At 52.9% G+C, this 12,313-nt stretch carries 14 protein-coding genes and 1 pseudogene; 12 read left to right on the top strand and 3 right to left on the bottom strand.

All coding sequences use genetic code 11. From position 1 onward, the window contains the following. Nucleotides 1-17: 17 nt before the first annotated feature. The 11 genes and pseudogenes from AC6I8X_RS21775 to AC6I8X_RS21725 all read left to right on the top strand — a co-directional run bounded on the left by AC6I8X_RS21775 (nt 18) and on the right by AC6I8X_RS21725 (nt 7,694). Nucleotides 18-1,028, top strand: a complete 1,011-nt coding sequence (locus AC6I8X_RS21775) for a Gfo/Idh/MocA family protein (protein WP_497841080.1) — start codon at nt 18-20, stop codon at nt 1,026-1,028. A gap of 36 nt (nt 1,029-1,064) precedes the next feature. After that, nucleotides 1,065-1,492, top strand: a pseudogene (locus AC6I8X_RS21770) (PTS mannitol transporter subunit IIA). A gap of 26 nt (nt 1,493-1,518) precedes the next feature. Then, nucleotides 1,519-2,460, top strand: coding sequence for a sugar phosphate isomerase/epimerase family protein (locus AC6I8X_RS21765; protein ID WP_497841079.1), 942 nt, complete (start codon nt 1,519-1,521; stop codon nt 2,458-2,460). Nucleotides 2,461-2,623: 163 nt separating this feature from the next. After that, nucleotides 2,624-2,839, top strand: coding sequence for a YdgH/BhsA/McbA-like domain containing protein (locus tag AC6I8X_RS21760; protein ID WP_299450845.1), 216 nt, complete (start codon nt 2,624-2,626; stop codon nt 2,837-2,839). Nucleotides 2,840-3,033: 194 nt separating this feature from the next. Then, nucleotides 3,034-3,243 carry a YdgH/BhsA/McbA-like domain containing protein gene (locus tag AC6I8X_RS21755; RefSeq protein ID WP_013508023.1) on the top strand — a complete coding sequence of 70 codons (210 nt, stop codon included), beginning with the start codon at nt 3,034-3,036 and terminating at the stop codon, nt 3,241-3,243. A gap of 83 nt (nt 3,244-3,326) precedes the next feature. Further along, a complete protein-coding gene (locus AC6I8X_RS21750; protein WP_167379277.1) occupies nt 3,327-3,473 on the top strand; it encodes a hypothetical protein in 147 nt (48 codons plus the stop codon). An 82-nt stretch (nt 3,474-3,555) separates the two neighbouring features. After that, nucleotides 3,556-4,113, top strand: coding sequence for a lipid IV(A) palmitoyltransferase PagP (gene pagP / locus AC6I8X_RS21745; protein WP_313687411.1), 558 nt, complete (start codon nt 3,556-3,558; stop codon nt 4,111-4,113). Nucleotides 4,114-4,128: 15 nt separating this feature from the next. After that, nucleotides 4,129-5,655 (top strand): alpha/beta hydrolase, encoded by a 1,527-nt coding sequence (locus tag AC6I8X_RS21740; RefSeq protein WP_497841078.1) that lies wholly within the window; start codon nt 4,129-4,131, stop codon nt 5,653-5,655. 162 nt (nt 5,656-5,817) lie between these two features. Continuing rightward, a complete protein-coding gene (locus AC6I8X_RS21735) occupies nt 5,818-6,354 on the top strand; it encodes a tetratricopeptide repeat protein (RefSeq protein WP_409521746.1) in 537 nt (178 codons plus the stop codon). A gap of 54 nt (nt 6,355-6,408) precedes the next feature. Then, nucleotides 6,409-6,897, top strand: coding sequence for an RNA polymerase sigma factor (locus AC6I8X_RS21730; RefSeq protein ID WP_313687432.1), 489 nt, complete (start codon nt 6,409-6,411; stop codon nt 6,895-6,897). Continuing rightward, the gene (locus tag AC6I8X_RS21725; RefSeq protein ID WP_497841077.1) at nt 6,894-7,694 is read left to right on the top strand and encodes an anti-sigma factor family protein; all 801 of its coding nucleotides are present in this window, start codon (nt 6,894-6,896) and stop codon (nt 7,692-7,694) included. Before AC6I8X_RS21730 ends, AC6I8X_RS21725 begins: the two co-directional genes overlap by 4 nt. 3 nt (nt 7,695-7,697) lie before the next feature. On the opposite strand, the gene AC6I8X_RS21720 is transcribed toward AC6I8X_RS21725, so the two are convergent. Both AC6I8X_RS21720 and AC6I8X_RS21715 read right to left on the bottom strand, forming a co-directional pair. Continuing rightward, the gene (locus tag AC6I8X_RS21720) at nt 7,698-8,459 is read right to left on the bottom strand and encodes a dimethylarginine dimethylaminohydrolase family protein (protein WP_313687419.1); all 762 of its coding nucleotides are present in this window, start codon (nt 8,457-8,459) and stop codon (nt 7,698-7,700) included. Between the two features lie 55 nt (nt 8,460-8,514). Beyond that, complete coding sequence (locus tag AC6I8X_RS21715) at nt 8,515-10,230, bottom strand: ABC-F family ATP-binding cassette domain-containing protein (protein ID WP_497841076.1); 1,716 nt, start codon at nt 10,228-10,230, stop codon at nt 8,515-8,517. Between the two features lie 373 nt (nt 10,231-10,603). Between AC6I8X_RS21715 and AC6I8X_RS21710 the strand changes: the two genes are divergently transcribed. Then, a complete protein-coding gene (locus AC6I8X_RS21710) occupies nt 10,604-11,545 on the top strand; it encodes a bifunctional helix-turn-helix transcriptional regulator/GNAT family N-acetyltransferase (RefSeq protein ID WP_299450868.1) in 942 nt (313 codons plus the stop codon). On the opposite strand, the gene AC6I8X_RS21705 is transcribed toward AC6I8X_RS21710, so the two are convergent. Further along, entirely contained in the window at nt 11,538-12,287 is a 750-nt protein-coding gene (locus AC6I8X_RS21705) for a DeoR/GlpR family DNA-binding transcription regulator (RefSeq protein ID WP_299450870.1), read from the bottom strand. The genes AC6I8X_RS21710 and AC6I8X_RS21705 overlap by 8 nt on opposite strands. Nucleotides 12,288-12,313: the final 26 nt, after the last annotated feature.

Below are 12,313 nucleotides of genomic sequence, written 5' to 3'. Positions count from 1 at the left end.
CTATTGAGGATGTGAAAATGACAGTCAAAATCGGCTTAATTGGTCTCGGTATGATTGGCCGGGATCACCTGAAACGTTTTAATCAGACTATCACCGGTGCGCAGGTGACAGCGGTGTGTGATATTAATCAATCGACGGCGGATGCCCTCGCCACTGAATATGGTGCCACCGCGTTCTATGATGCCGTGGAGATGATTAATTCTCCGCTGGTCGATGCCGTGTTTATTTGCTCAATTGGTCCGGTGCATAAAACACAAATTCTGGCGGCATTTAGCGCCGGTAAACCGGTGTTCTGTGAAAAGCCGCTAACCCCAACGGCGGATGAAGCCAGAGAAATTATCGATGCCGAAGTTCAGGCGGGTAAACGCCTGTTGCAACTGGGTTTTATGCGCCGCTTTGACCCAGGATATCAGGTCCTGAAACAGGCAGTTGATAAGGGTGCGCTGGGCGAGATATTGCTGATGCACTGCGCTCATCGAAATCCCTATGTGCCGGAAAGCTACACATTGGAGATGGCCGTCAATGATTCTGCCACGCATGAAATTGACATTATTCGTTATCTGCTTAACGAGGATATTGTTGCAGTGCGGGTGGATAAACCGCGCAAGAAAACCCGTCGTGCTCTGCCGCATTTGCAGGATCCGCTGATCGTCATTTTCGAAACCACTTCTGGTGTGCGTATTGATGATGAGTTGTTCGTTAACTGTGATTACGGCTATGACATTCGCTGCGAAGTCATTGGTGAGAATGCGATAGCGGCACTCACAGAGCAGGCACCGATCAGTACCCGTTCCACGGCGGGCAGTGCGCAGCACATCACGCAATCCTGCATGGAACGTTTTGCCACTGCGTATGACCGCGAAGTTCAGCATTTTGTCGATAACGTGTGTGATGGTAGGGCGATGAGCGGACCTTCTTCCTGGGATGGTTATGTCGTCGCGCTGGTCTGTGACGCCGGTCTTGCATCATTAAAAGATGGTGAAAAACACCCGGTGAATATTCCGCAACAACCTGCGTTGTATCAATAGCAGAATTCATTCTCGCAAATAAAGTGAGGAATAAATATGTTGCAACTAAATGAAAACGATCTTTTTCTGCAATGTCAGGCTGCAAATAAGACCGAGGCGATACAAATTGCTGCCCGGGAATTAGAACGCGCGGGGTATGTCAAAACCGGTTTTTTTCAGGCAATGATGATGCGCGAGAAAAACATCTCTACTTATATCGGTGCCGGTATTGCCTTTCCACACTGTGCAAAAGATAACACTGACCTGGTGATTAAACCGGTTTTCAGGTATTTCAATTTCCCCACGGCGTCAGTTGGGGAGCAGGTAAGGTGGCTTTTATTGTGGTCGCCGTGGCTGCAAAGCAGGATGAACATATTCAGTTGCTGGCTGATATTGCTGATTTATTGGGTGACGAAGTTAAAACGACGTTATTAGCCAATGCCAGAACGAAAGTCGGATTTATTGAGCAATTTGAGAAGGCCTGATTTTTCTACCAGATAAAGGAATTGTTATGAAACTCGCATTATGTACCGATGTGTTGGCCGATTTATCCTTTCCAGCCATGCTGGATAAAGTTAAAAGCTATGGTATCAGTGGCGTGGAAATGACTGCAGGTGGCTGGTCGCCCTGTCCGCATGTCAAAACCGAAGAATTACTGGCGTCGCCGGAAAAATTGCAGCAGTTCCAGGCGGAGTTGACCCAGCGGGAAATGCGGATCGTGGCGCTGAATTGTTCCGGTAACCCACTGGCACCGGGCGTGCTGGGCGAGAAGCACACGCACAGCAGTTATCGCGCGGTTGAACTGGCGGGCAAGCTGGGGGTGAAAAAAATCGTCATGATGAGTGGGTTACCAGGCGGGGGACCAAACGACAGCGTTCCTAACTGGATCACCTCGACGGTCTCCTGGCCGGATTATATGCCGGGCGTGATCGATTATCAGTGGAATGAAGTGGCGATTCCGTGGTGGAAAAAGTTTGTCCAGCATGCGAAAAAGCACGGTGTTGAACAAATCGCCATCGAAGAGTTTCCCTGCCAGCTGGTTTACAACCCTTCCACGCTGCTGCAACTGCGCAACGCCGTGGATAATATGATCGGCATTAATCTTGACTCATCGCACTTGATTGCCATGGGGGCCGACCCGATTGCTGCTGTACGCAAGCTTGAAGGCGCTGTCTTCCATGTACACGGTAAAGATGCGCGTATTGAGCGCGGGCTGGCTGATGTTGACGGGCTGATGGAGTACCAGCCCGTCACCCATACCAAAACCCGTACCTGGAACTATGTGGCCGTGGGCTGCGGTCAGGATCTCAAATGGTGGAAAGAGTTTTTCTCGGTGTTACGTATGACGGGCTATGACGGTGACGTGTCTCTGGAAATGGAAGACCTTACCATGAGCGTTGAAGCGGGCTTGCAAACCTCCATTGATGCGCTGAACGCCACGATCAGCTGTTAAGTAAGGCAGGTGGTTTGCGGGTTTTGGCGTGGCAGAGATGGAGTGATAATTACCAGGATCACAATGATCGCACTAATTATCAATAATGAAATGATAACTATGGTTACTATAACTTCCATCGAAGGCATACAGCCTTTTAACAAATAAACGAAGGAATAAGACCATGAAAACCATTAAAGCCATGTCCATCGCCGCTGTCGCTGCTCTTTCACTGATGTCATTTGGCAGCTTTGCTCAGAGTGTTTCCGTTACAGCTTCTACGCTGGACGGTGCTGAAGCGAAAATCGCCGCGCAGGCAGCACAGCAGGGCGCTCAGTACAAAATCACTGAAGCCAACACCAATAACCGTGTGCATATGACCGCTGAGTTATACAAATAACAGCGAGTGATGCCCGGAAGCACTGGAAAGGGTCGCCGTGGGGTGGCCCTTTTTTTGATGGTATCAATCTTTATCAATTTTTTTGATTTGTTTCAGCAAAACGCTCAGCTTTTATCCTCCGGGTGACAGGTCTATTCTTTCTCACATCGGGGCACAACGCCTCACAACTTAAAATAATCTCTGAGGAAATGACCATGAAATCTATCAAAACTTTCGTTGCAGTTGCGGCCCTGTCACTGGTTTCTTTCGGCAGCTTCGCACAAAGCATTACCGCTTCCGCCTCAACCCTTGATGGTGCCGAAGCCAAAATTGCCGCACAGGCCAAACAAGCGGGCGCATCTTACAAAATCACCGGTGCGCGCGTAGATAACGGTGCTTACCTGTCGGCTGAACTGACCAAATAATCATGCTCGCAAAGGGAAGTGCCGAAGAGGGCCGTCCTGGTACGGCCTTTTTCGCCCTTCACCCGTAATGAGGAGTTAATGCCATGCATCACAACCACGAAATCGCAGCCCAGGCAGCGGCATTTGTCCAGTCTCTCAAATCTCATCGTCACGCCAATATGCCCGCTATCCGTTTTCGCCACTGGCCGCAATTTATCTCGACCGTGCGCGAATTAATGGAAAAAAACTAACTTCCTGCAATCCAGATTTGCAAATCCTTCAGATTGTTCCCAGAATTGAGACTCAATGTGTGAGTTTTCAGAAGGATAAATCATGCGAAGTTATCTGGTGGCTTTGTATGTAACCTTGTTTATCTGTGCGGCTCCGGCACAGGCAGAAGGAACGATGAGTTCAGGGTGGAACTGGTTAACCAACGACATCTCCCAGACCTGGGAACAACCGCAGAATTACGATCTCTATTTGCCATTCATCGCCTGGCATGCCCGCTTCGCATACGATAAAGAAAAAACCGATAACTACAATGAAACGCCGTGGGGCGGAGGTTTTGGTGTGTCCCGTTACAATGAAGAAGGTAACTGGAGCACGCTGTATGCCATGATGTTTAAAGATTCGCATAATGAGTGGCAGCCGATCGTTGGCTACGGTTGGGAAAAGGGCTGGTATCTCGATAACGCGCGTGATTTTCGCCTCGGCCTCGGCTTTACCGCCGGGATTACGGCGCGTGATGATTTCGCCAACTATGTGCCGTTACCCATCGTATTGCCGCTTTTCTCAGTGGGTTATAAGCGCGCAACCGTGCAGTTCACCTATATTCCAGGCACCTATAATAATGGCAATGTGCTATTCGCCTGGCTGCGTTTGGCCTTTTAACCGACGGATGCTGATATGGCGAGAACCCACTTTGATGGCTGGCTGAAAAAAACCGGGTTAACCGTTGCCAGCCTGGCAAAAATCATCCTGGTGGGTCTGGTCGTCGTCGTCATCGTATTCTTTATTGGTCGGATTTATCAGTCAGAACGCGGTGCGCCTTTACATCGCTGGCACACCTGGTCAGCAGATGAAATGAGTGAGAAAGAGATCGACCGCGCCAGTTTTTCTGATTATCAGACGCGGGAAGACGCGATTTTTCTCGACATGAAGCACAGCATTACCGATAAGCTGAGTGACGAAGAGAAAACGACACTAAACCGTTACTACGCACAAAGCCGGGTTTATCCTGCCCGTTTTCAGCCTGACTGGAATCGTTCTTTTATTCTGATGCCACAGGGCACCCCGCGCGGCGCGGTGGTATTGTTACATGGCCTGACCGACTCACCCTACAGCATGCGCTATCTGGCGGAAGATTACCGGCAGCAGGGCTTTGTGGCAGTCGTCCCGCGTCTGCCAGGGCATGGTACCGCGCCGGGCGCACTGACCACGGTGAACTGGGAGCAATGGCTGGCCGTAACCCGTCTGGCGGTGCGCGAAGCCACGCGACGCGCCGGACCTGATGTCCCGCTCCATCTGGTGGGTTATTCCAACGGTGGTGCGCTGGCAATGAAATACGCCCTTGATGCTCTTAATGATCCCTCGCTGCGCCAGCCCCAGCAGATTGTTCTGATGTCACCGATGATCGGTGTGACGGCTTTTGCGCGCTTTGCCGGGCTGGCGGGATTGCCTTCGCTACTGCCTGGATTTGCCAAAGCAGCATGGCTGAATGTGGTGCCGGAGTTCAATCCCTATAAATACAACTCCTTTCCGGTTAAGGCGGCACGCCAGTCCTGGCTACTGACCCAGGCACTTCAGCAACAAATTTTGCAGGAGGCACGTAATCAGCAGCTGGCACAACTGCCGCCCGTGCTGACGTTCCAGTCGGTAATGGATTCCACGGTCAGTACCCGTGCGGTGGTGGATTCGCTGTATCGTTATCTGCAAAGCCGGGGTAATCAATTGGTGATTTTTGATATCAACCAAGCTTCTGATTTGCGCGCGCTGTTCCGGCCCGCGTTATACACTGCCGTGAGCAATTTGCTGCCGGCTGCACCACGTCATTACGGCACCACAGTGATCACCAATGCGACGCCAGCAACCAGCGAAACCGTTGCCCGCAACACAGCAGCCGATCAAACCAACGAAACCGTTCAGCCATTAAATATCGCGTGGCCGCCAGGTATGTATTCTCTGTCCCATGTCGCGGTGCCGTTTCCCCTCACGGATTCGCTCTATGGTCTGGAACCGACGGAAAAGAACCAGTCGGGTATTAGCCTTGGTACCATCTCATTGCGCGGTGAAACCAACACGCTGATTGTCGGGCTGGATACCCTGATGCGCGCCAATTCCAACCCGTTTTTTGACTATATGATGACGCGTATTAATCACCACATTGCCTGTAGCAACCAGCCTGATGTTGCCGCATGTCTGCAACGTTGGTGAGCGATCGCAAAAAAATAAAATTTTTCCCGAATAGAAATCGCCGTTGAGGTGTTTACCACCAGACAAGGTGATTTTTCGGCGTCTTTCTCCCGGTGAACCTTGCCTCCGGTCGGTGTGAAAACACTGGCCGCCTTATGCCATGCCACTTCGCGAGGTTCAATGATGAAAACGATCAACTCTGTTCGCTGGTTGGTTCTGCCTGCCTTGTTACTGGCCCTGCACGCACCCGGTGCATGGTCGATGGGGGATGATGACAGCAACAGTAAAACGCCGGATTGTCCGAAAGGCCAGGTGTACGACAGCAAATCGAAAAGCTGCGTGCCGGATAAAACCAGTTCACTCAGCGATGAGGACAAAACCAACTACGCCTACCATCTGGCCAAAAAAGGAGAGTATCAGGCAGCGCTGAATCTGCTGGATACGCTAAAAAATCCCAACACCAAAGAAGCCTGGAATTACCGGGGCTACGCCACACGTAAACTGGGCCGTACAGATGAAGGGATGAGCTACTATCAACGATCAATCGCCATCGACCCCCATTATGCCAAAGTGCGTGAATATCTCGGCGAGGCCTGGATGATCAAAGGTCGTCCCGATCTGGCGAAGGAGCAGCTTGCCGTCATTAAAACCTTGTGCGGCGTAAGCTGTGAAGAGTATCGCGACTTGCAGGCCGCGATTAATGGGCATCCGGAGTCCTGATAGCGGTGTTTTGCGGAGGGTGGAAAAATCACCAGCACTGAAGTCCGACAGCATCTGGCAACACATCTGGCGCGCTTATGGCGTTACGCCATGGTGTTGTCACGTAACCGTGATGTGGCCGAGGAGCTGGTGCAATCCACCTGCGTGCGGGCGCTGGAGCGCAGTGCGCAATTTACGCCCGGCACGCGCATTGATCGCTGGTTGTTTAGCGTGCTGCATTCGGTGTGGATCAATGAATTGCGCGCCCAGCGAGTGCGCATGGGACAGGGATTTGTCGCCAGTGATGAACTTATCTCCCCGGATCATCAGCAACATAATGAGGAGCGTATGCAGTACCTCAAGGTGATGCAGCGCGTTGGGCAGTTGCCTGAAGCACAGCGAAATGCGGTGTTTCTGGTGTATGTCGAAGGCTTTACCTACCAGGAAGCCGCTGAGACGCTGTCGGTGCCGGTGGGTACGATTATGAGCCGCCTGGCTGCGGCCCGAACTACGCTGGCAAATGCCATCAATGCTACGTCTTCGGCACAGGAGAAACGTTTGTGACTGCGATTCGCTTTACTTCACCTTATCCGGATGAAGCTATTGTTGCCTGGCTGGATGGCGAAATGCGCGCGGATGACGTCCAGGCATTTGAGAAGGAACTGAAACGCAGCCCGGCGTTATCTGCCCGTACCGCAGAACTGATGAAAAGCAATCAACCCTTTGCGGAAGCGTTTGGTGTGATGCTGGATCAGGCCCCGGAACAACGTATGCAGCAGCAACTGGCACAGTTGCTGGCGCAAACGCCAGTGCTGCCCGAACGGCGATCGGTACAGGTGAGTCGGCGGGCGTTAATCGCGGCATCGTTGGGTTTTCTGCTGGTGGGAGGGTGTGTCGGCTATCTGCTGCGTCCGGTGACGCAACCGGATGAAAGCGCAACCATCCGTGAGCTGGAAGCACAATATATGTCGTTATACAGCCCGGAAACGCTGGCGGATGTCGATAACTCACCACAGCTACTGCAACAGGCGCTGGCACGCACCGCGCGCGATCTGGATCTCCATCTGACGCTGACGCAACTCAGGTTACCGGAAGCGGATCTGAAAAGCGTCAGAATGCTGCGCTATGACGATGCGTTAATCAGCCAGATTGCCTGGAACCATGCCAGCTATGGTCCGATGGCATTGTGCATTTCACGTCAGGACCCGCAGCCCTCCAGCACACTCAACCAGGAAAAACGTCACGGTATGAACCTGGTGTGGTGGCATCGTGATGGTTATCAGTTTGTGTTGATAGGACGTAATCCGGCGGAGCAGTTGATGAAAACCGCGACCTCGCTGAGTCGCGGTTTGCAGGTATAAACGTCAGAAACGCAGTGAAAGGCAAGTCAGGCCGCCGTCCATCTTACGGATTTCACTGGTATCCAGTTCAATAATCGGCATATCCAGCGTGCGCAGTTGTGCCAGGGTTGCCGGATAACCCGTCGGGGTAATAAGCGTGCCGTTAATCAGTAAAGTATTCCCGGCGTAGATTTCTTCGTCGGGAATAATCAGGTGCTGATAGTGGGAGAATTGCGGCAGGCGGGCGAACTTTTCGGTCGAGATCAGGGTATTTTTACCGACATAATTGATCGCCGATTTAAGATGCAAACCTTCGTCAACTTCAACAGACGTGACACTGTAACCGTAAGGTTCCACCAGGCTGGCAAACTCGCTGATACCGGCCTCATTGGTGCGGGTTGTCAGGCCGATATAAAACGCCTTATCGATTAACATGACATCACCGCCTTCGAGCGTTCCGCGCTCGCTCATCACTTTCAGCGGACGAAAATCCTTCAGCACCGCTTTGATTGATTCGACTTCGCCCGCCCGCTGTGGCGCGCCAGGATGGGTGATCACCGCCAGTTCCGGCAGGACCACGGCGGTATCTTCGACAAAGTGCGCATCGGGAAAGTCGGCTTCTGCGGGTAGCAGTGTCACCTTCAATCTGAGCGACAGCATGGCGTTCAGATAATCCCAGAACTGCCTGCGGGTAAGTTCAGCATCCGGTGCGCCGAGAGAGGCGGTGGTCAGCCCTGCCGCGCAATTGTCAGCCGGGAGTCTTGCAATGATTTGAGTAAAAGCCATCTGTCATTCCTTTAATAATGGTTATGCCTGACAATCAATCTAACTTGCAGGCGACTCACAGTAAATCAAGCCGCGCGTGCAGCACGGCGATCTGCTGTCGCCACTCTTGCTGTAGCGCCGGTTTCTGGTGTTTTGGCTTACGGCTGAGGTCATCAGCCAGTTTTTGCTGTAAATCCAGCAAGGTTGCCAGCAGGGTATCTTCGTCGTGGTCCAGTGTATCCGCAACCTGAGACACGGCTTGTCTGCACGGCTGCACAGGTTGGTCAACCCCCATTTTGGCTGTCATGGCTGACAGATCCTGCCACTCGGTAAGCTGCTGTTGATCAATCAACCAGAATCGATTGCAGCTCTGCTCCATCAGTAAACGATCGTGTGTGATTAATAACACCGCACCAGCGAACTGATTTAGCGCTGTGGCCAGCTCCTCTTTGCCCGCGATATCAAGATGGTTTGTTGGTTCATCCAATAACAATAATGAATAGCGTGCGAGGGTCAATCCGACAAATAACAGCCGCGAGCGCTCTCCGCCACTGAGTGAATCCACCCGTTGTTGATGGCGCGCATAAGGGAAACCGGCGGCGATCAGCGCGATTTTGCGCTGGTCAGCGCTGAGAGAGACGAAAGGCATCAGCGCATCGCTTAAGGTAGCGTCATCCGCTAACTGCATCAGATTTTGATCGTAATAACCAAGCCGGGCACGGGGATGAAACATGCCAGACGCTGGCTGCTGCCAGCTCTGCCACAGATGACGCAGCAGGGATGATTTACCTGAACCGTTACGGCCAGCCACAGCGATGCGATCGCCACTTTTCACCTGTAAAGCCGGTAATCTGAACAACACCGAGGCTTGCGGGGCCGGGCGCACTGTCATTTCCGGCAGTGCCAGCACACGATCGGCATCCAGCGCTTCTCCCTGCAATTGCAAACGCCAGGGGCTGCCGTCGGTGAGGGTGGTTTGCGCTTCCCTCAGCCAGTCAACCCGTTTCTCCATCTGCTGCGCTTTGCGTGACAGACCTTCGTTATCATAGGTGCGTCCCCAAATCGCCAGCCGATGCGCGCTTTTTGCCAGCCGATCGATTTCCTTCTGCTCGCTGTGAAAGCGTTGCGCATCGGCTTCATCCTGCTCCGCCAGGGCGGCACGCGCGGCGCTACAGGGCAGGTCAAAGAACTGCAAAGTTTTATCCCGCAGCATCCAGCTGCTGCTTGTCACGCGGTCCAGCAGGGTGCTGTCATGCGATACCAGCACAAAGCTGCCATTCCAGCTATTAAGGAAGGTTTCCAGCCATAGCAACGTGGGGAGATCGAGATGGTTGCTCGGTTCATCCAGCAGCAACAGATCGGGTTGCTGAATCAGCGCACGAGCCAGCAACAAACGCATATGTTGGCCACCACTCAGGGTTACGGCGGTTTGTGCTTGCTGGTCCACGCTGAATCCGAGGCTGTCGAGCAGAGCTTCCGCACGCCAGCGTTCACTCAGTTGCAGCGTGGGGGGTAGCTGTGCCACTACGCTAGCCAGTAGCGTTGCCTGTGCAAGTGACGGTGGCAGGTGTTGCTCAATTCTTGCCAGTAAACAATGGCTGGCCTGCACGATATTACCCCTGCTGACATCCAATTCGCCGCTGAGGATTTTTAGCAGGGTACTTTTGCCGCTGCCGTTTGCCCCCAGCAGACCAATGCGGTCGCCTTTTTGCAGACTAAAAGTGATGTTGTGAAAAAGGGTGCCGAAGGCATTATCAAAGCCGACAGCCTGTGCTGATAGTAAAGTGCTCATGTGCTTACTCATAAGTTGCAGGCACAAAAAGGCCTGACGTCAAACAACGCTGACGACAACCCGGTAAGCCGGAGGGAAGGGAGTTAAATTTTCAGTGACTTCGCTCAGGACGCGGATTATCGCAGCACGATACCGGTGACGCCTGAGCACGGCCAATTACTATAGAGGTGTGAGTAAATAAACAATTCACACGTCAGCATAGTAATCCTCCTTAGTTATCAGTGGGTGAAGGGATGGAATGACTATTGATACCTTCTTGTCTCTTTTCAGACAAGGCGTTTTTACTGCTTGATGCACAACCTGGCACGCCCTTGACAACTTCACCCGCAAAATGGTTGTATTATACAACCTTATTTCACGCCGAATGCTAACCATGACCGATCCCACCCTTATCCAGACGATCCGTGCTTCATCGCGCCTGATGGTGCGCGAGCTGGGATTTATGAACACCACCCTGGCGGCGACCGAATATTCTCCCTCGGCGGTGCATACCCTGCTGGAAGTTGCCAGCCATGACGGGATGACCGCCGCGCAGCTGGTGCAAATCCTCGGGCTGGAGAAGTCCAGCGTGAGCCGTATGCTGGGCAAATTGATCAAAGCAGGCGAATTAACCGAAGTGCCATCCACCCAGGATGCCCGGGTGAAGCAACTGGTGCTGACCGATCAGGGAAAAATCACGGTTGCCAGAATCAATGAATATGGCACCAGCCAGGTCATCACTGCGCTGGCGCATCTCACGGGACAGCAGCAGCAAGCGGTTGCTCAGGGATTAGCGGCCTATGCCGGAGCATTAAAAGCGCGCCGCGATCAGGATGAAGTGGTGCCGGAAATCGCCATCACCACGGGTTATCAGCCTGGCTTGATTGGCCGGGTCGCGGAAATGCACGGTCGCTACTATGCGCAGCAGCATGGTTTTGGCCCGTTTTTTGAAGGCAAAGTGGCAACGGGTCTGGCGGAATTTGCCGGTCGGTTGGATGCGCCACGCAACCAAATCTGGGTCGCCAGCCAGCAGGGCCGTATTGTCGGCTCAGTTGCCATCGATGGTGAAGACCTGGGAAATAATCAGGCGCATCTGCGCTGGTTTATTCTCGACGATGGCTGCCGTGGGGCGGGTGTCGGCAGAAAATTACTGAGTGCCGCGATGGCATTTTGTGATGCGCAGGCATTCTCTGCGGTTCAGCTCTGGACATTCAGCGGATTGCACGCCGCCCGCCGTCTGTACGAATCTTTTGGTTTTACCCTGACACAGGAGTGGCAGGGCGACCAGTGGGGAAAATCCATGCTGGAACAGCAATTTACCCGCGTGACTAAATAACCGTTATCTGTTTTTGCGCCAGTAATCGCGCCATCGCGTCATCAAGCGGATCATCAACGATCAGCGTGCTGGCAAGCGACAAATCGCCAATCGCGAACGCCGAAGCGGAGTTCATTTTCTCTTTCGATACCATCACCACGGTCTCGGCAGCTCTGGCAGCCAGTGCGCGCTTCACGCCAGCCTCTTCATAATCCCCGGTGGTGAGGCCGGCGGTTTTATGCACGCCGGTCACGCCCATAAAAAACAGGTCGGCGTTAATACGTGCGATCGACTCCAGCATAGCCGCGCCAACTGTCACCACCGAATGGCGGAATAAGCGCCCGCCAATCATGATCACCTCAACGCGCGGGTAAGGTAACAGCCCCATGGCAATGCTCGGGCTGTGCGTCACCACGGTAAAATCTACATCCTGCGGCAGCAGTTTGATCATTTCTTCTGTGGTGGTGCCACCATCGATAATCACCACCTGGCCGGGCTGAATCAGCTGCACGGCTTTCTGTGCAATCTGCTGTTTTGAGCCGATTTGCACGTTTTTGCGTGTTTCAAAAGGCGCAATGGCTGCCGATACCGGCAAGGCCCCACCATGCACACGCTGGAGTAATCCTTCCGCTGCTAACTCCCTTAAATCACGACGGATTGAGTCTTCAGAAACGCGGAAGCGCTGGCTCAGTTCGCTGGAAAGCACCTGCTTTTCGGCGGTCAGAATATCAAGGATTTGCTGTTTTCGCTGACTGGAGAGCATGCGTTTTTATTCCTGTTTTTTCTTGT

Source organism: Pantoea sp. X-Soil-TKNS-1280, assembly GCF_059730475.1.
The sequence above is the reverse complement of the archived record's forward strand: the minus strand, read 5'-3'. Positions and strand labels throughout refer to the sequence as shown.

Bases quoted from the DNA above. Each gene is read 5' to 3' on its own strand.
- AC6I8X_RS21755 (WP_013508023.1), top strand. From the start codon at position 3,034: ATGAAATCTATCAAAACTTTCGTTGCAGTTGCGGCCCTGTCACTGGTT.
- AC6I8X_RS21775 (WP_497841080.1), top strand. From the start codon at position 18: ATGACAGTCAAAATCGGCTTAATTGGTCTCGGTATGATTGGCCGGGAT.
- AC6I8X_RS21735 (WP_409521746.1), top strand. From the start codon at position 5,818: ATGAAAACGATCAACTCTGTTCGCTGGTTGGTTCTGCCTGCCTTGTTA.
- AC6I8X_RS21740 (WP_497841078.1), top strand. From the start codon at position 4,129: ATGGCGAGAACCCACTTTGATGGCTGGCTGAAAAAAACCGGGTTAACC.
- AC6I8X_RS21750 (WP_167379277.1), top strand. From the start codon at position 3,327: ATGCATCACAACCACGAAATCGCAGCCCAGGCAGCGGCATTTGTCCAG.
- AC6I8X_RS21715 (WP_497841076.1), bottom strand. From the start codon at position 10,230: ATGAGCACTTTACTATCAGCACAGGCTGTCGGCTTTGATAATGCCTTC.
- AC6I8X_RS21720 (WP_313687419.1), bottom strand. From the start codon at position 8,459: ATGGCTTTTACTCAAATCATTGCAAGACTCCCGGCTGACAATTGCGCG.
- AC6I8X_RS21705 (WP_299450870.1), bottom strand. From the start codon at position 12,287: ATGCTCTCCAGTCAGCGAAAACAGCAAATCCTTGATATTCTGACCGCC.
- pagP (WP_313687411.1), top strand. From the start codon at position 3,556: ATGCGAAGTTATCTGGTGGCTTTGTATGTAACCTTGTTTATCTGTGCG.
- AC6I8X_RS21765 (WP_497841079.1), top strand. From the start codon at position 1,519: ATGAAACTCGCATTATGTACCGATGTGTTGGCCGATTTATCCTTTCCA.
- AC6I8X_RS21710 (WP_299450868.1), top strand. From the start codon at position 10,604: ATGACCGATCCCACCCTTATCCAGACGATCCGTGCTTCATCGCGCCTG.
- AC6I8X_RS21760 (WP_299450845.1), top strand. From the start codon at position 2,624: ATGAAAACCATTAAAGCCATGTCCATCGCCGCTGTCGCTGCTCTTTCA.